At 35.9% G+C, this 19,653-nt stretch carries 16 protein-coding genes; 15 read left to right on the forward strand and 1 reads right to left on the reverse strand.

Going from position 1 to position 19,653, the window contains the following annotated elements; genetic code table 11:
- Nucleotides 1-20: 20 nt before the first annotated feature.
- The 7 genes from argC to argF all read left to right on the forward strand — a co-directional run bounded on the left by argC (nt 21) and on the right by argF (nt 9,710).
- Nucleotides 21-1,058, forward strand: coding sequence for an N-acetyl-gamma-glutamyl-phosphate reductase (argC, locus tag BKP45_RS12865; protein WP_071390063.1), 1,038 nt, complete (start codon nt 21-23; stop codon nt 1,056-1,058).
- Nucleotides 1,059-1,090: 32 nt separating this feature from the next.
- Nucleotides 1,091-2,329 carry a bifunctional ornithine acetyltransferase/N-acetylglutamate synthase gene (gene argJ / locus BKP45_RS12870; RefSeq protein ID WP_071390064.1) on the forward strand — a complete coding sequence of 413 codons (1,239 nt, stop codon included), beginning with the start codon at nt 1,091-1,093 and terminating at the stop codon, nt 2,327-2,329.
- Between the two features lie 18 nt (nt 2,330-2,347).
- A complete protein-coding gene (gene argB / locus BKP45_RS12875) occupies nt 2,348-3,130 on the forward strand; it encodes an acetylglutamate kinase (protein ID WP_071390065.1) in 783 nt (260 codons plus the stop codon).
- Between the two features lie 77 nt (nt 3,131-3,207).
- On the forward strand, nt 3,208-4,365 hold the full coding sequence (locus BKP45_RS12880) for an acetylornithine transaminase (protein WP_071390066.1): 1,158 nt from the start codon (nt 3,208-3,210) through the stop codon (nt 4,363-4,365).
- Nucleotides 4,366-4,460: 95 nt separating this feature from the next.
- Complete coding sequence (locus BKP45_RS12885) at nt 4,461-5,540, forward strand: carbamoyl phosphate synthase small subunit (RefSeq protein WP_071390067.1); 1,080 nt, start codon at nt 4,461-4,463, stop codon at nt 5,538-5,540.
- Nucleotides 5,533-8,718, forward strand: a complete 3,186-nt coding sequence (locus BKP45_RS12890; protein ID WP_071390068.1) for a carbamoyl phosphate synthase large subunit — start codon at nt 5,533-5,535, stop codon at nt 8,716-8,718. Before BKP45_RS12885 ends, BKP45_RS12890 begins: the two co-directional genes overlap by 8 nt.
- A 14-nt stretch (nt 8,719-8,732) precedes the next feature.
- Nucleotides 8,733-9,710 carry an ornithine carbamoyltransferase gene (argF, locus tag BKP45_RS12895; protein WP_071390069.1) on the forward strand — a complete coding sequence of 326 codons (978 nt, stop codon included), beginning with the start codon at nt 8,733-8,735 and terminating at the stop codon, nt 9,708-9,710.
- Nucleotides 9,711-10,175: 465 nt separating this feature from the next.
- Here the strand turns inward: argF and BKP45_RS12900 are convergent, their stop codons facing one another.
- Nucleotides 10,176-10,862, reverse strand: coding sequence for a Crp/Fnr family transcriptional regulator (locus BKP45_RS12900; RefSeq protein WP_071390070.1), 687 nt, complete (start codon nt 10,860-10,862; stop codon nt 10,176-10,178).
- A 363-nt stretch (nt 10,863-11,225) separates the two neighbouring features.
- Between BKP45_RS12900 and lpdD the strand changes: the two genes are divergently transcribed.
- From lpdD to BKP45_RS12940, 8 genes are all read left to right on the forward strand, one after another.
- Nucleotides 11,226-11,552, forward strand: coding sequence for a prenylated flavin chaperone LpdD (lpdD, locus tag BKP45_RS12905; protein WP_084787902.1), 327 nt, complete (start codon nt 11,226-11,228; stop codon nt 11,550-11,552).
- A gap of 227 nt (nt 11,553-11,779) precedes the next feature.
- Nucleotides 11,780-12,877, forward strand: a complete 1,098-nt coding sequence (locus BKP45_RS12910; protein WP_071390071.1) for a TIGR04053 family radical SAM/SPASM domain-containing protein — start codon at nt 11,780-11,782, stop codon at nt 12,875-12,877.
- A 436-nt stretch (nt 12,878-13,313) separates the two neighbouring features.
- A complete protein-coding gene (locus BKP45_RS12915) occupies nt 13,314-14,522 on the forward strand; it encodes an MFS transporter (RefSeq protein WP_245747461.1) in 1,209 nt (402 codons plus the stop codon).
- A complete protein-coding gene (gene fdhF / locus BKP45_RS12920) occupies nt 14,522-16,645 on the forward strand; it encodes a formate dehydrogenase subunit alpha (protein ID WP_071390072.1) in 2,124 nt (707 codons plus the stop codon). Before BKP45_RS12915 ends, fdhF begins: the two co-directional genes overlap by 1 nt.
- 21 nt (nt 16,646-16,666) lie before the next feature.
- Nucleotides 16,667-17,209: a 4Fe-4S dicluster domain-containing protein gene (locus BKP45_RS12925; protein WP_071390073.1), complete on the forward strand. Its 543-nt coding sequence runs from the start codon at nt 16,667-16,669 to the stop codon at nt 17,207-17,209.
- An 83-nt stretch (nt 17,210-17,292) separates the two neighbouring features.
- Nucleotides 17,293-17,826: a Rieske 2Fe-2S domain-containing protein gene (locus BKP45_RS12930; RefSeq protein WP_071390074.1), complete on the forward strand. Its 534-nt coding sequence runs from the start codon at nt 17,293-17,295 to the stop codon at nt 17,824-17,826.
- Nucleotides 17,819-18,016, forward strand: a complete 198-nt coding sequence (locus tag BKP45_RS12935) for a hypothetical protein (RefSeq protein WP_071390075.1) — start codon at nt 17,819-17,821, stop codon at nt 18,014-18,016. Before BKP45_RS12930 ends, BKP45_RS12935 begins: the two co-directional genes overlap by 8 nt.
- 259 nt (nt 18,017-18,275) lie before the next feature.
- Nucleotides 18,276-19,571: a NarK family nitrate/nitrite MFS transporter gene (locus BKP45_RS12940; RefSeq protein WP_071390076.1), complete on the forward strand. Its 1,296-nt coding sequence runs from the start codon at nt 18,276-18,278 to the stop codon at nt 19,569-19,571.
- The last annotated feature ends 82 nt before the right edge of the window (nt 19,572-19,653 follow it).

The following is a 19,653-nucleotide window of genomic DNA, read 5'->3' on the forward strand; positions in this document are numbered from 1 at the left end:
ATAGAAAATGAGGGAGAAACATGAAGGCAGCGATAATTGGAGCAACAGGATACGGAGGGGCTGAATTAGTTAGAATTCTGCACCAACATGACTATATAAAACAATATTCAGTCTATACGTCATCCCAAGTCGGAATGAAATTCAGTGAAAGCTATCCACAATTTAATCAAATCACTAATGAACAATTAAAAGAAATTGATATAGATAAGATTTCAGAAGAAGTAGATGTCGTTTTTATGGCGACTCCATCAGGGATATCTAATGAGCTAACGCCAAAAATCTTTGAAAGAGGTCTAACGGTAATTGACCTTTCTGGTGATTTACGTTTTAAAGATCAAGATGTTTATGAAACATGGTACAAGAAAAAGGCTTCGCCTAAAGATGTACTACAAAAGGCAGTTTATGGCTTAACGGAAATAAACCGTGAAATAGTAAAGGATGCGAAATTAATTGCTAATCCTGGTTGTTATCCAACAGCTACAATTCTAGGACTGTATCCTTTATTAAAAAATGTAAAAGTCGACCTTGATTCTATTATTATCGATGCAAAGTCAGGGGCTTCAGGAGCAGGACGGAAAGCGAGTTTAGCAACTAGTTATTGTGAAGTGAACGAAAATTTTCGTATTTATAAAGTGAATGAGCATCAACATATACCAGAAATAGAGCAAGCTCTTAAGACTGTTAATCCTGAACTAGGACCGATAAAGTTTAATACTCATCTTGTCCCGATGACAAGGGGAATTATGGCTACAATATATTGCAAACCATTAAATAAAATGACCGAAAAATCACTTCGAGATTTGTACCAAGACTTTTATCAAAACGATACATTTGTACGGGTTCGTGAGGTAGGGAATTATCCATCAACAAAAGAAGTTTATGGTTCAAATTATTGTGACATTGGAATTACGTATGATGAACGAACAGGCTGGGTGACCATTGTTTCGGTAATTGATAATTTGATGAAGGGTGCTGCGGGTCAGGCAGTTCAAAATCTAAATGTAATGCTAGGAATTGACGAGGGGACTGGTCTTTATGGTCCACCACTTTTCCCGTAAGGCATGCTAAATAAATAAGAGGTGAAGAAAAGGTGGATACAGCAACAAAACATTTATTAGTTACTCCTGTGGAGGGGGGGAGTATAACTACTCCCAAAGGGTTTCATACAGCGGGCATACACACGGGTGTAAAACGTTATAAATTAGATTTAGGTGTATTATATTGCGAGGTTCCAGCTAGTAGTGCTGCGGTTTATACGTTAAATAAAGTTCAAGCAGCTCCCATAAAGGTGACAAAAGAAAGCATTGCTAAGGAAGGTAAGTTACAGGCAGTGATTGTAAATAGTGGCAATGCAAATGCGTGTACTGGAACAAAAGGAATGGAAGATGCTTACACTATGCGTAAGACTACTGCAGAAGTGTTTGAAATTCCAGAGCATTATGTGGCTGTATCATCTACAGGGGTAATCGGCGAATTTCTTCAAATGGAGAAAATCGTTAATGGTATAAAGAAGATAAAAACATTAACACAAATGGATTTTGAATCTGCAGAACGTTTTAACGAAGCAATATTAACCACAGATACGATTAATAAAAGAGCTTGTTTTCAAACGACAATTGGTGGTAAAACTGTTACGTTTGGAGGCGTTGCTAAAGGTTCTGGTATGATCCATCCGAATATGGCGACTATGCTAGCTTTTGTTACTACGGACGCAAATATTGAGCCAAAATGGTTACAAATAGCTTTGAGTAAAGTAATTGACGAAACCTTTAACCGTATTACTGTTGATGGTGATACGTCAACAAATGATACAGTTGTTACGTTAGCTAGTGGTCTGGCAAATAACGACCAATTAACGAAAGATCACCCTGATTGGGATCAGTTTGTCCTAGGTTTAAAAATGACATGCGAGCATTTAGCAAAAAAAATCGCACGTGATGGTGAAGGGGCTACAAAACTAATAGAGGTTCAAGTTAAAGGTGCGTTAAATGATCAAGAAGCTGGAAAGGTAGCTAAGTCAATCGTTGGTTCAGATTTAGTAAAATCTGCAATATATGGAACAGACGCTAACTGGGGAAGAATTATTTGTGCAATTGGTTATAGTGAAGCAGAAATTAACCCAGATACGATTGATATTGCAATAGGAGAAATTCAAACTTTAAAAGATGGTATGCCAATTCCTTTTTCTGAAGAAGAGGCTACTCAATATTTATCAACGGAAAACATTGTTATCTATGTGGATTTGAAAATTGGTCATGGTTTCGGTAAAGCGTGGGGCTGTGATTTAACATATGATTACGTGAGAATTAATGCTGGTTACCGAACATAAAATTAGGAGGTCTAATCCATGAATGATGTAATGGTTGTAAAATGTGGTGGTAGCACGTTACAGGAGCTTTCGGATGAATTTTTTTCAAGTATGAAACTCTTAAAGAATATGAATGTAACACCGATTATCGTTCACGGTGGTGGACCTGAAATAGATTCATTGCTACAAAAACTAGACGTGAAAAGTGAGTTTGTGAATGGCTTACGTAAAACTACAGCAGAGGTACTTGAAGTTGCTGAAATGGTCTTAACTGGAAAAGTTAATAAGTTACTCGTAACAAAGCTACAACAAGCCGGTCTGTTGAGTTTAGGAATTTCAGGGTGTGATGGGACGTTGCTTAAAGCAAGTGCCATAAATGAAACTGAATTAGGTTTTGTAGGTGAAGTGAATCAAGTTAATGCAGGGTTACTTTTTCAACTTCTTTCAATCAATGTCGTTCCAGTCATTGCTCCTATTGGTATGGATGACAATGGTACTCATTTTAATATAAATGCTGATACAGCTGCCGCGGCTATTGCTGAAAGTATCTCAGCTAAAAAAATGATTTTTGTTACAGATGTAGCTGGAATATTAAAAGACAATCAGCTTCAAAAGGTAGTTTCTGTTTCAGAAGTTGAGGAAATGATCAAGGACGGTACTATATACGGTGGAATGATCCCAAAAGTAAAAGGTGCAATAAAATGCTTACAGGGAAATATTGAGGAAGTATATATCATTAATGGAAAAAGTGGGAACTTAATGACTAATGGAGAATTAGTCGGTACTAAAATAGTTAAGTCAAAAGAGCTTATTAATAATTAAGAATATTAAATGGAATGGTTTTTCGACATTACAAAGTAAAAAAAATTAACCATTCTAAAATTAGGTGGGGTGTGAGTGTGAGTTATTTATTTCCTACGTATAATAAATGGCCTATTAAAGTAAAAGAAGCTTTTGGTACATCACTAATTGATGAACATGGAAAAAAGTATTTAGATTTTGTGGCTGGAATTGCAGTTTGTAATTTAGGTCACTGTCATCCTTATGTTAATGAAATGATGATAAACCAATTAAATAAAGTAAGTCACGTTTCAAATTTATTTCATATAGATGGCCAAGAAGAAGTGGCTAAAGCGTTAACGTCGAACTCAAGTGGTGATGCTGTTTTTTTCTGTAATAGTGGGACTGAAGCTAATGAGGCTGCTATTAAATTAGTTAGAAAAGCTACTGGGAAAAAGAAGATTATAACATTTTATCAATCGTTCCACGGTCGTACGATGGGGAGTCTTTCAGCAACTGGTCAGGATAAAATCCATCAAGGATTTGCGCCGTTATTAGATGGCTTTTCGTATGTACCATTTAACAACTCAAAAGCACTAAATGAGGCAGTAAATGAGGATGTTGCAGCTATTATGCTTGAAGTTATTCAAGGAGAAGGTGGCGTCCATGGTGCAAGCGCTGAGTTTATAGAAACCATTAATCAATTAAAAGAGAAGTACAATTTATTAGTTGTTGTGGATGAAGTACAAACGGGAATAGGTAGAACAGGTAAAGCATTTGGTTATCAACATTACAATTTATCTCCTGATATTATAACTGTCGCAAAGGGTCTTGGTAACGGTTTTCCGGTTGGAGGATTAATCGGAAAAGCAAAATTGATTGAATCTTTTGGACCAGGAAGTCATGGTTCAACGTTTGGTGGTAATCCACTAGCAATGGCAGCAGCTAATGCTACTCTACAAACAATTTTCCAAGATTCGTTCTTAAAAGATGTGGAAGAGAAAAGTAACTACTTTATTTCCAAATTAACAGAAGTCCTTAAAGACTCAGAGGTTGTTAAAGAAATAAGAGGAAAAGGTTTCATTCTTGGAATAGAGTGTAACCAAGATGTAAGTTCTTTCATAGTAGCATTAAGAGATAAAGGATTATTAGTATTAAATGCCGGGCCTAACGTATTAAGACTTTTACCACCGTTAACGGTTACGTACGAGGAACTTGACTTAGCAATAAGTTTAATTTCAAACACGTTAAACGTAAAACTAGTTGAAAGTAAATAGTAATCTGATTCCGTTAAATTTTTTTGAGGTTGAATGAATAAAAATACGGTTTGTATAATGAATATTCGTTGGATATTTAGAGAGGGGGAAGTGAAGTGAAGGGATATATAGTTTTATCAACAGGTGAAACTTTTGAAGGGGAGCTTTTAGGAAATGTAGAACAGGTTTATGGTGAAGTAGTTTTTTTCACTGGTATGACAGGATATGAGGAGGTCATAACTGATCCTTCCTTTAAAGGTCAAATGGTTGTTTTCACCTATCCCCTAATTGGAAATTACGGAATTAATGGATTAGATCAGGAAAGTGTAGGGCCGCAAGCATCTGCTCTAATTATGCAAGGATGTAGAAGTCAAGGTTATCATTATGAAGCGATCGCATCGTTAAAAGAATATGCTGAGAAACACTCATTGCCCATATTGGTGGGAGTTGATACTAGAGCGGTTGTAAAAAGAATTAGAGAATTAGGTGATATGGGGGCTATTATCACTACTAACCTGGATTGTGTTGATTTTTCATCAAAACAGGCAATTGGTACGAGAGATCTTGTTCAAGAGGTTTCTGCAACTACAATTGAAAGTTTTGGCGATGGAGACCATCATGTAGTGATGGTTGATTTCGGTTATAAAAAATCAATTGTTACATCACTTGTGAATTTAGGTTGTAAAGTAACGGTTGTTCCATATAATACAGATGAATTGACGATTGCTAATTTAAAGCCTGATGGAATCCTTTTTTCAAATGGACCGGGTAATCCTAAGAAATTACTTCATTTAACAGGTCAGATTAAGCGTTTAGCTACTACTTATCCAACAATGGGGATTTGTTTAGGACACCAACTTTTAGCACTTGCATTTGGTGGTGACACTGAGAAGCTACGTTTTGGTCATCGAGGAGCAAATCAGCCAGTTCAAGATCTGCTAACAAAAAAAGTGTATATTACTTCTCAAAACCATAGTTATGTTGTTACTGATAGTAGTCTAAAAGAAACGGGTTTTACCCCTCGTTACGTTAATATAAATGATAGATCAATTGAAGGTATGTCTCATAGTAAATATCCAATCACATCAGTACAATTTCATCCGGAGGCACACCCAGGACCGACGGATTCAGAAGAGATATTTTTACATTTTCTAACGGACATGAGTAGTAAGAGGAGAGAAAAAGTGTATGCCTAAGCATCAAGATATAAAGAAAATATTAGTTATTGGCTCGGGTCCAATCGTGATTGGGCAGGCTGCTGAATTTGATTATGCAGGAACCCAAGCATGTCTTGCTTTAAAAGAAGAGGGATGCAAGGTAATTCTAATAAATAATAACCCTGCAACTGTAATGACAGATAAAGCATGTGCAGATGTCGTTTACTTTGAGCCATTAACGGTAGAAAGTGTTGAAAAAATTATTCAAAAAGAACGTCCTGATGGCATTTTAGCTACACTTGGGGGGCAAACAGGATTAAATTTAGCATTGTCACTTCATAAAGAAGGGGTATTAGAAAAGTATGGTGTTCCATTATTAGGTACTCCAATTGAGTCAATCATGAAGGGTGAAGATCGAGAAGAGTTCCGTGCTTTAATGCACCAATTAGAAGAGCCTGTACCTGAAAGTGAAATTGTAGAAACGGTTGAAGGAGCACTACAGTTTGCAAACCAAGTTGGTTATCCAATCATCGTTCGTCCTGCCTATACATTAGGTGGCGCTGGCGGTGGAATTGTGAATGATGAGCAGTCGTTAAAAAAGGTAGTTAAAGGTGGCTTGAATGCTAGCCCAATTAACCAATGCTTAATTGAAAAAAGTATTGCAGGGTTTAAAGAAGTAGAATACGAAGTTATGAGAGACGCAAATGATACGTGTATTACAGTTTGTAATATGGAAAATATTGATCCAGTTGGTATCCATACTGGGGATTCAATTGTTGTGGCACCTTCTCAAACATTAACAGATGTAGAATATCAAATGCTCCGTTCGGTTTCTGTGAAAATCATTCGTGCATTAGGAATCGTGGGTGGGTGTAATATTCAATTTGCCCTTGATCCATATAGTAAGAATTATTATTTAATCGAAGTAAATCCAAGGGTTAGTAGATCTAGTGCCTTAGCATCAAAAGCTACAGGATATCCAATTGCACGAATTGCGGCTAAATTAAGTATTGGGTATCATTTACATGAACTATTAAATCCAGTTACTGGACACACATATGCAAGCTTTGAACCTGCTCTAGATTATTGTGTTGTAAAATTTCCCCGTTGGCCATTTGATAAGTTTCCACAGGTGGATCGAAAGCTAGGCACACAAATGAAGGCAACTGGAGAGGTAATGGCAATTGAAAGAAATTTAGAATCAGCTTTTCAAAAAGCAATACGCTCTCTTGATATAAAAGGAATTTCTGGATTGGAAATGGAAAGTGTTAAGAAGTTAACAGATGAAAAGCTATGGAAAAGTGTTAAAGTAGCTGATGACCTTCGTTTTTTTGCAATCTTAGAACTACTACGCAGAGGATTTAGTGAAGTAGACATTCATGAAGTAACTCAAATTAACTATTTTTACTTAAAAAGTTGGAAGTTTCTAATTGAAATGGAACAAAAAGCAAAACAACTTTCTTATGAAACTGTTACAAACAAAGAATTAGAACAATTTAAGGTAAGTGGTTTTTCGGACAAATGGCTAGCTACAACTTGGAAGGTTTCGTTACATGACATGAGAAAAAAACGTAATGAATTTAATATTCATCCTTCGTATAAAATGGTTGATACTTGTGCTGGTGAATTCGTTGCGAAAACGGCTTACTATTATTCTAGTTGGTCTGGAGAGCAAGACGTAGATACAGCATCGACAAAGAAAAAGATTATTATCATTGGTTCAGGACCAATTCGTATTGGGCAAGGGATTGAATTTGATTATGTTTCTGTTCACGGTGTTTTAGCTTTAAAACAAGAAGGCTATGAAGCTATCCTTATTAATAATAATCCGGAGACAGTAAGTACAGACTATGAAATTGCAGATCGATTATATTTTGAACCATTAACGACAGAAGATGTTTTAAATATCATAGAGCTAGAAACGGCTGACGGTGTAATCGTTCAACTAGGTGGTCAAACAGCTATTTCTTTAGTTAAGGAATTAGAAGATGCAGGTGTTCCTTTACTTGGAACAAACCATGACACGATTGATAAACTAGAGGATCGAGACTTATTTTATCAATTCATGAATGAAGTTCACGTTCCTCACATTCCTGGTGTAACAGCAATTAATGAAGTAGATTTAATAACGAAAGCTGACGAAATTGGTTATCCAGTATTAATTAGACCTTCTTATGTTATTGGTGGGCAAGGAATGATGATTTTCCAAAGTCGTGAGGAAATGGTTAATTACGTTAATGATGAATTTACAAATGTATTCTTCCCAATTTTACTCGATGCCTATTACCCTGGAGTAGAAGTAGAAGTGGACGCATTAACCGATGGGGTAGACATTGTTATACCTGGTATGTTTCAGCATATTGAAAAAGCAGGTGTTCATTCAGGTGACAGTATTTCCGTCATACCACCATTGAACCTTGCAGAAAATCACAAAGAAACAATTGTAGAATATACAAAACGTATTGCCAATGGCATGGAATTTAAAGGAGTCTTTAATATTCAATTTGTCCTCTATAAAGAAGAAATTTTTGTTCTCGAAGTAAATCCAAGGGCATCAAGAACAGTTCCGATTCTTAGTAAAGTGACTGGAATGAATATGATTGACGTAACAACTAAGCTTTTAATGGGGCACAAATTAACAGATCTTGTAGATACGTTAGGCTATCAAGAGGAACCACCATATTATACAGTGAAGGCTCCAGTATTTTCGCACTCTAAACTTCCTGACCTTGATCCGAAGTTAGAGGCAGAGATGAAGTCTACAGGTGAACTTATCTCGATTAGTGATAATATTGATGAGGCATTTAGAAAAGCTTTTGTTTGGGGTGAGAGAGATATTCCTCAAATCTTTAAGAAAAAGGGAAGTATTTATTGTGAAATAGGTAAAGATGTAGAAACGGAATTTTTGTTGCTAAAAGAACAATTAGAAGAAAGAGATTATGTAGTTTTACAAAAAGACGATGTTTCCTTCCAAAATTGGTTAAATGATGAAAATAGTGTGTGTTTTTTAAGTGTTAATGTTAATGATCAGGACGCTAAATGGAGAAGAAAGGAAGCGTTAAAAAATCGTTTGCCAGTTGTAACTGAAGTCTCTACTTTCACTTGTATCGTAAACTGCTTGAACACCAATGATTATTCGGTTTCCTCAATTAATCAATGGTTGGAAATGTATGAGAGTAAAAAAGGTGAAACCAAAAAATTAAAAACTAATTACTAAAGGATGTGGATTTCTTGACTGCACTACCGGTAACTGAGTCAGGATTAAATATAGAAAAATATAAAGGGAAAAATCTTCTAACATTATTAGATTATTCTTCTGAAGAAATAAAAGAGCTTCTGGAATTTTCGGTATTACTAAAAAAATATCAAAAAGAAGGTGTGCCTCATCCGTTACTTGCAGGGAAAACACTTGCAATGATATTTGAGAAGTCATCGACAAGAACGAGGGTTTCTTTTGAAGTTGGGATGAATCAGTTAGGAGGATCAGCTTTATTTTTAAGCTCAAAAGATTCGCAGCTTGGAAGAGGTGAACCAATTTCCGATACTGCTCAAGTACTTTCGCGATATGTAGATGGGATTATGATCCGAACTCATGGACATGAAATTATTGAGGAATTAGCGAAATTTTCAACAATCCCAGTTATAAATGCATTAACAGAAGATTTTCACCCTTGTCAGGCACTAGCTGATATTTTAACCATTTATGAAGTAAAAGGAACGTTTGAAGGGATTAAAACTGTATATGTTGGCGATGGTAACAATGTAGCTCATTCATTTTTAATAGCTTGTGCAAAAGTAGGTATGGATGTAGCGATCGCAACACCTAAAGGTTATGAGGCAAAAGACTGGATCATGAAGGAAATCGAGGCTATTTGTAACGAAACAGGAGCAAAACTTCTTGTTACAAATGACCCGGTTGAAGCAGTAAGTGGTGCAGATGTTATTTATACAGATGTCTGGACAAGTATGGGTCATGAAGAAGAGACAGCCAAAAGACTTGAAGCATTTAATGAGTTTCAAGTAAATAAGGCTTTAGCTAGCCATGCCAAGGATGATTATATATTCCTTCATTGCTTACCGGCTCACCGTGGAGAAGAAGTAACGGTTGATGTAATTGATGGGGAACATTCATATATTTTTGATCAAGCGGAAAATCGACTGCATGCTCAAAAAGCTGTATTAGTTGCATTAATGGGTGATACGAAATAGTTATTAAATCAAAAAAGAGTTGGCCTATAGATTTTAGGCAACTCTTTTTCTGGTTGGAGAGCTATGTACGTCTAGATCCAATGACGGGTTGTTAGGTAGTTTATTAAGGAATTTACTACATTACAATAAAAAATATTTATAATAGGCTTCAACAAGGTTGTTTCAGCGATTACTCATAAAACAAAAGACTGCTTGGAGAAAGCGTTCTTTAGAGTGAGTATAGTTTTAGTCGTTGAAGTACGCAGAAGTCCTAAAGCGATCCTTAGAAACGTCAAAGTTCCTCGTGGTTGATTACATTTGATCCCACTCTTTAGGGGGCAAGTAAGACCCCCACCTCAAAACTTAAGAAAATCGAGAAGTTTAGGTGGGGGATAAACTGCCCCTAAAGGTCCGATATAGAATAACTTTCATCAGTGGGGGATGAAGGAAAACCCCTACTGATTGAAGTTCAGCTTTATATCGTTTCTAGTTTATATATTCTTTTAATGCATCAATATTATGAATAAATAAATACCCCTGTTTTTTTGTAACTATTTTTTGTTGCTTTAACTGATTCATTAATCTTGTTACACTTTCACGTGTTGCACCAAAGAAACTTCCTAAATCTTCATGTGTTAATTTGAGCTTAATTTTTATTCCGTCTTCAGTAGTACTTCCGTATTCATCCGCCAACCGCACTAAAGTAGCTGCTAATGCTCCGAATTTCCCGTATAATGCTACATCTCGCAGTGTGGTTTGAGAAATTCGAAGTCTTTCTGAAAAGTCCCGGAACAAAGATATTGCTAGATGAGGATGCTGTAATAAAAAGGTTTCTAAGTCATCATTTTTAATATAGGAAGTATTACCGTTCTCAATACAAGTGGCTGTAGCAGGGTATGTGCTTTCGGGTTTACAGAATAAAGCCACTTCTGCAAACATTTCTCCTGATTGGCGAATGCTTAGTACGATTTCTTTTCCATCTGGTGTACTTTTATTTATGCGTACTTTTCCTTCATTTACAAAATAAACTGCGTCAGCAGGGTCATATTCATGGAAAAGAACTTCTCCTTTTGTCATCTTTTTAGTTTGAATAATATGTGTAAGTTGTTCCTTTTGTTCCATCGGTAATGCAGAAAAAATAGGTATATTATTAATAAAGCGACTAACAGGCATTTATTTTTTCATCTCCTTTGGAAAAAATATTAAGTAAATATACGAAATAATAGTGGTTAAAAAACTATATTCAATATAATGAATTTCATAATTGTTTATTTTCGCTATTCTAATACTAAATGTTGCACCATTTAGGTAATGATGAAATTCAATCAATAGTTTAAAAATACCATAACATAAGTGAAATTTGTTGTGCAAAACTTTACATTGATACGAGGAGTGTAATATTTTCATTTTAAAATACTTTCTCCGATTTTTTAAGGGTGAATTTGTTAACAAAATATTCACTGTGATATGTTTCACATTAATTATACATTGAATTTGATAAGATTATCTCAAATCACGGATATAGGGGGAGCAAATGTGATTAGTTGTGAGCTAAATCGAGTTGGTGTCGATGATCTTATCATTGTATCGGGTGGGACAGGACCACATATTGGAGCTGTTGTTATTGCAGAATATACGGACAGCGAAGTTAAGATAATAAGTTATGGATTTCCAAATCATAAAGAAGAAGATTTATTTATACAATTAGCTAAAGTCTGGTGTCATACGTTTCAACAAAAAACCGTTCTTTTAGGTGGAATTCATATTGATAATGCTACCAAAGCTCAAATTGAAGATCTTGTTAATCAAACATGGGATAAATTTTTTCAACTTATGCTAGATCAAAAAAATTGTAAAGGTTAATAATGAAATACAAAAGTGAGGGACATTAAGTGATTACTTAAGGAACCTCATTTTTTTTGCGCTGTTTTTTCTTGATTACAAAAAAACTAGGGTACTTATTTAGTTTTCTAATTTACGTCTAAAAATGTGACTTTAAAAGCATTGTGATATATCTCACTGAGGTAAATCGTGTTTATCACATATGATGAAACTATGAAGAACTTAGTTAAAAGAGCGGAGGAGACCTTATGAATTTATCATTCTTATCAGAGAAACCTAAAAATTATGATGAAAATCCGTTCATAGTAATTTGGGAAGTAACAAGAGCTTGTGCCCTTAAATGTTTACATTGTCGCGCTGAGGCACAATATAAAGCCGATCCAAGACAACTATCTTTTGAGGAAGGTAAGAAACTAATAGATGAAATTGCTACTATGGATAACCCGTTATTTGTATTTACAGGTGGAGATCCATTAATGAGACCTGATCTTTATGAATTAGCCAAGTATGCAATAGAGGAAAAGAAATTACCAGTCTCAATGACGCCTAGTGCTACACCAAAAGTGACGAAAAAGGCAATTGATCAAGCGAAAGAAGTTGGTTTATCACGTTGGGCATTTAGTTTGGATGGTTCCACTGCCGAAATACATGACCATTTTAGAGGGACAAAAGGTTCTTTTGATTTAACAATGAAGGGGATCGATTACTTAAAAGAGTTAAATATACCTATTCAAATAAATACAACGGTTTCCAAATATAATGTTGATGATTTGCCAGCTATGGCTGAAAAAGTAAAAGAAATGAATGCTGTGCTTTGGAGCGTTTTTTTCTTAATTCCTACTGGTAGAGGTATGGAAAAGGATATGATTTCTGCTGACGAACATGAAGAAGTAATGAAGTGGTTATTTGAAATTCAACAAAGCATGCCATATGGAGTCAAAGCTACAGAAGCTCCTCATTATCGCCGAGTAGCTATTCAAGAAAAGAAGCGATTAAATCTAAAGGCTACTGAAGGAAATAAGCGTCTTGATACGTTGGGTCGTGCTCCTAAAGGTGTTAACGATGGGGATGGATTTGTATTTATTAGCCATATTGGCGATGTTTATCCAAGTGGCTTTTTGCCCGTAAAGTGTGGAAATGTACGAGAAAAGCCACTTCCTGAAATTTATCGGGATAATCCGGTATTCAGAGATCTAAGAAATAAGACGCTACTAAAAGGGAAATGTGGAGCTTGTGAATATAAAGGAATTTGTGGTGGTTCCCGTGCGAGAGCATTTGCGCTTACTGGAGATTATTTGGAAAGTGACCCATATTGTGCTTATATCCCCAAAAAGTATAAATCTTAACATTAATCAGTGCGGTGGATCTTTACCCAGCACTGATTTTTTTGTTTACCAGAAAACTATAGATTTCTTCCTTGTGGATAAGGCTGAAGTTAAAGGCAGTAAGTTTTGAAGCTTTTTACTTAATTTAATAAATATGTAAAAAAATGTAGAAAAAACAAGTTTTATTTGGCGGGTGAAATGTGTACATTTTGTGAACGGGTGTCATGTAAGTGGACAAAAAGAATGTTGATAAATAGAGCTTCTTTTACATGTTTTGCACTTTGTAAATGTTACAAATGACTTTCCTGTGATAAAATTCACACCTTTGCTGTGAGAAATTGCACAGTGAGTGATAAGTGTCTCTTCTACAATAAGGGTAACAGAACGTTTAGCACTTCTAACAGCTAAAAGGCCTATAGTTGTCCATGTGCGTACTTCAAAAAAGGAGTGAGAAAAGATGAACAATCTAGAAAGAACTTATTCTACTAATAACCCTAATGAATCAAACGATACAACACATAGAATAAAGTACCTTGAAAGATCTTTTTATTCAAAAACTAGTATGTATGCATTTTTTGTAGTTGCATTCTTGTTTATCACAATGTGGATCGGTACAGCTCAGTTCAAAAAAATTGATCTAATGTTAGCTGGCTATATGGTTGCCTCTTTTATCTTTTTCATTGGTATTACAGTTAGAATGGCGTCTTGGCTAATGCGACCGGCTACAAATGAGATGGTAAAGCGAAGTATTAAGAATTTATTTACTAAAAAGCGTACAAAAAGAAATATTGCAGCAATTTTAAAAACTTTCGTAGATAATATTATTTTACAAAAATTTATCTTTAAACGTGGATTGTACAGAGGTATTCAGCATTGGTTAATAGCTTGGGGGTGTATCGGTTCATTTGCTATTACATTTGGATTAACATTTGGTTGGATGCATTTTAGATTAATTGATGCAACAACGTATCAAATGATGGTATTTAACCTACCAACGATTAAAATGCAAGCAAATGGTATATTTGCTGAACTAGTTTATAACGGATTAAACATAACTGCACTTATGGTTTTAGTGGGTATCATTATGGCCCTAGTAAGAAGAATTAATAATCATGATTTGAAGGTTACTGAACGAGCTGAGTTTGATTTATTACCCCTTTATATACTATTAGCGGTAACGGTATCCGGATTATTATTAACAGTTTCATATAAGTTTTTAGGTGGATTTATTCACCCGCAACTAGCTTTAATACATCAAGTAACGGTCGTTTTATTTTTGATTTACTTCCCATTCGGTAAGTTGTTCCATTTACCAATTCGTCCTTTAGCAACGGCTGTACCGATGAATTATCAGGAGGAACCTATGGTAGATACGAGATCCTGTAAAAAGTGTAGCACGAAATACAGTAGTGACGATCAAATTGCAGATGTGAAAACCATTTTACATGAGCAACAGTTTGATTTAAAACTAGACGATGGAACATATTTAGCGGATTACTGTCCTAGTTGTCGAAGAAGAATTCGTGTAATGAGTCAATTAAACTTGGGATCAGTAAAGGGTAATCCGTACGGTCCGGTTCAAACAAACAACGGCATTCACATTCCAGGTTTTGGTAGAAGGAGATCGGAAGAATTTTATAACCAGTCTGATAAGGGGGATAAATAATGACACAGTTTTTAGCTAAAGAAGGAGTAAAAAATCTCCACCATGAAGGTGAAAAATTAATTACCACTCACTGCTGTTATTGCGGAATGCAGTGTGGGATGCATATTAGATTAAATGAAAAAACAGGTAAGGTAGTTGGGGTAGAGCCACGCTATGATTGGCCTGTGACATTAGGGAAGATGTGCCCAAAAGGGGTTACTGCTTATCAAACAGTTGATCATGAAGAAAGAATTACAACACCATTAATTAAGAAAAACGGACAATTTGTAAAAGCAACATGGAATGAGGCGCTTGATTTAATTGAAAAGAACTTTAAGCAGCTTCAACAAAAATATGGAAAAGATGCACTTTCTGTATATGGTGGTGTATCAATGACAAATGAAAAATGTTACCTCGTTGGAAAATATGCACGTGTTGCATTAGGGACAAGATTTGTTGATTATAACGGTCGATTTTGTATGAGTTCAGCAGCTGGTGGATTTATGAAAACTTTAGGAACTGACCGTGGTTCTACATTACCATGGACAGAGCTAGAGCACACGGATTGTTTCTTTATTAGTGGATGGAACGCAGCTGAATGTCATCCGACATCCATACAGTGGTTATGGAAGGCAAGAGACAAAGGTGCAAAAATGATTGTTGTAGATCCTCGTGAAACTCAGATTGCTCGATTAGCAGATGTTCACTTAGATATTAAATCAGGTACAGATTCAGCTTTAGCAAACGGAATGTTACACATTATTGTTCGTGACGGTTATGTAGATGAAACTTATGTAAAAGAACGTTGCAACAATTATGAAGAAATGAAGGAACAAGTAAAGCTTTTCACACCTGAATACACTTCTAAAATTACAGGGGTAACAGTTGAAAAAATTGAAAAAGCTGCCCACATTTACGGACAATCTCCGCGTTCAGTAGTGATGTTCTGTCGTGGTATCGAACAACAATCTAAAGGTGTTGATAATGTTTGTGTATACACATCAATGGCATTGTTACGAGGTCAAATAGGGAAATTTGCGTCAGGCGTTGCTACTGTCACTGGGCAAGGAAATGGTCAAGGTGGGCGCGAGCACGGGCAAAAAGCAGATGCGCTTCCTGGATACAGAAAAATTGCAGATCCTGAACATGTAAAATATGTGGCAGAGGTTTGGGGAATTAAACCTGAAGAAATGCCAAAAGCAGGTGTTTCCGCTTACGAAATGTTTGATGAGATACAAAAAGGAAATATTCGTGCGATGCACGTGATGTGTAGTAATCCGGCAGTATCTGCACCTAATACAGAATATGTTTGGGACAGCTTTAGAAAATTAGATTTCTTAGTAGTAAGTGATTTCTTCTTGTCTGAAACATGTGAATTTGCAGATGTGGTATTACCAGCTACAACTTGGGCTGAGGATGAAGGGACAACAACGAACCTTGAAGGTCGTGTCATTCGTATTCGTAAAGTGAAAGACCCAATTGGTGAGTCCAAAACTGATTGGCAAATTATGAAGCTTATCGCTGAGCGTATGGGCAAAGGTAAGTTCTTCCCATACGAAAATGTACCAGAAATTTTTGAAGAATTCCGTATTGCATCAAAAGGTGGAAAAGCTGATTATTACGGAATTACGTATGACCGTATTGATAAGGAAGATGGTGTTTTTTGGCCATGTCCGTCTGAAGATCATCCTGGGACACCAACAATGTTTAAAGAAAAATTTGATACACCAAATGGAAAAGCTAATTTAGCAGTTGTAGGTTGGCAAAAACCAGCTGAAGTCCCTAGTAAAGATTATCCACATACATTAACAACTGGCCGTGTCGTATTTCATTACCTTTCAGGGACACAGACTAGAAGAGTGAAATTTTTGATGGAACAATGTCCTCTACCTTATGCTGAAATGCATCCAGAATTAGCAAGTCGATATAATCTTGCAAATGGAGATAAGGTGAAGTTAACTACGCCGCGTTCTTCGATGCTATTAGATGTTCGGTTAACAAAAGCAATTCGAAATGACCATGTGTTTGTTCCATATCATTGGGGAAAAGAATTAGCGGTTAATCAGTTAACAAATCCAGCACTAGATCCAATATCAAGAATGCCAGAATTTAAAGTTTGTGCCGTGAAAATAGAGAAAGTGTAACGGAGAGGGGAGAGTCAAACTATGAATAAAATTATGTATCTAGAATTTGAACGTTGTATCGGTTGTAGATCTTGTCAAGCAGCATGTCGTGAATGCGGTGGTCATGATGCAAAAGAACGAAATTATGTTGAATATGTTGACTTTTTAGAGAGCCGTCAAACGTATCCAATGCTTTGTATGCAATGTAAAGACCCGGCATGTGCACGTGTATGTCCGGCAAATGCAATCCAAATTACTGAAGAAGGTGTCGTTCTTTCAGCATTGGAAGAAAAGTGTATTGGTTGTAGAAACTGTACATTTGGTTGCCCATTTGGAATTCCGAAGTTCGATTTTGAAGAGAATAAAATGTATAAGTGCGATATGTGTTATGACAGAACACAACATGGTATTTCTCCTATGTGTGCGTCTGTTTGTCCAAGTGACGCAATTCGTTTCATCGATTTTGATGAAATGCAAGCATTACGTCGCCGTAGAACACAAATGAATTTAATTGAAGGAAAAAAACCTACAGAGCAAGATAAGTGGCAGTATGTACCTGAGTTTTTTGGCGTGTACAGTGACTAAGTATTGAGGAAAACCCTTCCTCACTTAAAGCGAGGGGTTTCCCCTCGCTTTAAGTAACAAATTTACGAATGGAGGGTAAAATCATGACAGAAAAAAAGAAGTTAGGTCGTAATCAAAAAGATACAGATGATGACATGATTAATTTAGTAGACAATTTAAATCGTGATGACGATTTGAAATATAACCGTAGAGCCTTTTTAAAAACAGCAGTAGGAACATCTGTAGCTTTAGGGGTAGCAACTATCCCCTTTTCTGTAAAGGCGATGTTAGGTATGAATGAGAAAGAAAAAGAGAGAGTTGAAATTGCTAAACTTGAAGATCTTCCAGTAGGCGAATCAATAACTTTTTATTACCCAACTGAGAAAGATCCAGCTCTTCTAATACACACAGTAAATGGAGATTTAAAGGCATATAATAGCGCTTGTACTCACCTCATGTGTCCTGTTTTTTATGAGAAGACTCAAGATGTATTATTGTGTCCTTGCCACGCTGGATATTTTGATATAAATAATGGTCATCCAAAAGCCGGTCCACCCCAGCGAGAATTACCTTTGATTGAAATTGAAGTTGACAATGGTGTGGTTTATGCAGTAGGGAGGCAGTATCGCCATGGGTAAAAAAACGTGTTGGGTGGTAATTATTGTCTCAATTATTATTAATGTAATTATGCTTCAATGGACAGTTGAGGCGTTCCTAGGAAGGGAATATGATGTTTTATTCATTTATAACATTATAAGTTTAATATCAGCAGCAGCAGCAATATTTGCTTATTTTCAGTGGCGCAAGCTCGAATATAATAGCAAGTAAAGTTACGCGCTTTTTCATAAGGAATCCAATAATGGGTTCCTTTCATTAGGCGCAATTTGTTGGAAATCTTTAACTTTTCGTCATCGAAAAACAACATTTTTACTATTTCAAAAGAGTTTAACGTAATAAATTGAACAATTCGTGAACATCGATTAATTAGTGATTTATTTCACACCCTCATGGTAGTCCATCAACTATCATGAAAGTAACTTATTTTTAACGTTTATTAAATTAAGAAGGAATTCTAGGAGGAATTATTATGGCAAGAATTACAAGGTGGGATCCGGAAAACGAACAGTTTTGGGAAGCCGAAGGTAAAAAACATGCAACGAGAAACTTATGGATCTCTGTTCCAGCACTTTTTCTAGCATTTGCTGTTTGGCAAATTTGGTCGGTAACAGCAGCTAGTTTAAACGATATAGGTTTTAATTTTACTAGTGCAGAATTATTTACTTTAGCTGCACTTCCAGGTTTATCAGGTGCAACATTACGTATATTTTATACATTTGTTGTTCCAATTTTCGGGGGACGGAACTGGACAATTATTAGTACAGCCTCATTGCTTATTCCAGCAATTGGAATAGGAATTGCAGTACAAAATCCAGAAACGACCTTTATGACGATGGCAATCCTTGCTGCCCTATGTGGTCTAGGTGGAGGGAATTTCGCTTCATCAATGTCTAACATTAGCTTCTTTTACCCGAAAAAAGCAAAAGGGACAGCTTTAGGAATTAATGCTGGTATTGGAAATTTAGGAGTAAGTGCTGTTCAGTTTTTAGCTCCTTTAGTAATAACTGTAGGAGTTTTTGGAGCAGTGGCAGGGAACCCTCAAGTACTACCTGATGGTTCTCATGTATGGATTCAAAATGCAGCATTTGTATGGGTTATTCCAATTATATTAACTGTTATTGCAGCATTTTTCGGTATGGATAACTTACCTGGAACAAAAGCCTCTATTAAAGAGCAAGCAGTTATTTTCAAAAATAAACATACGTGGATTATGACGTGGCTGTACACTATGTGTTTCGGTTCATTTATAGGGTATGCAGCAGCGTTTCCACTACTAATTAGAACAGAATTTCCAGAAGTAAATGCTCTGCAATTTGCTTTCTTAGGACCTTTAGTTGGTGCGTTGATAAGACCATTAGGGGGATGGATTTCAGATAAGTTCGGTGGTGCAATCGTAACATTTTGGGATATTATTGTTATGATTGCCGCAACAGGTGGAGTCATTTATTATTACAACCAAGGAAACTTTACAGGGTTTTTAATTATGTTCCTCGTTTTATTCGTAACTACTGGTATTGCTAACGGGTCTACGTTTAGAATGATACCATATATTTTCAACAATCAAAAAGAAGCGGCAGCTGTGATTGGTTTTACCTCAGCTATTGGAGCATACGGTGCATTTTTAATTCCAAAAATCTTCGGTTGGTCGATTGATACAACAGGAATGGCAAATACTGCCCTATATATTTTCATTGCTTATTATGTTATAAGTTTAGTTATTACTTGGTTTTATTACTCTCGTAAAAATGCAGAAGTGAAGTGTTAGATAAATAGAAAGTAGCTCTTCCGATAATTTTTCGGAAGAGTTACATAATAAAATTTATATCCTTTTGATGGGGGATGATGTT

The organism is Anaerobacillus alkalidiazotrophicus (genome assembly GCF_001866055.1).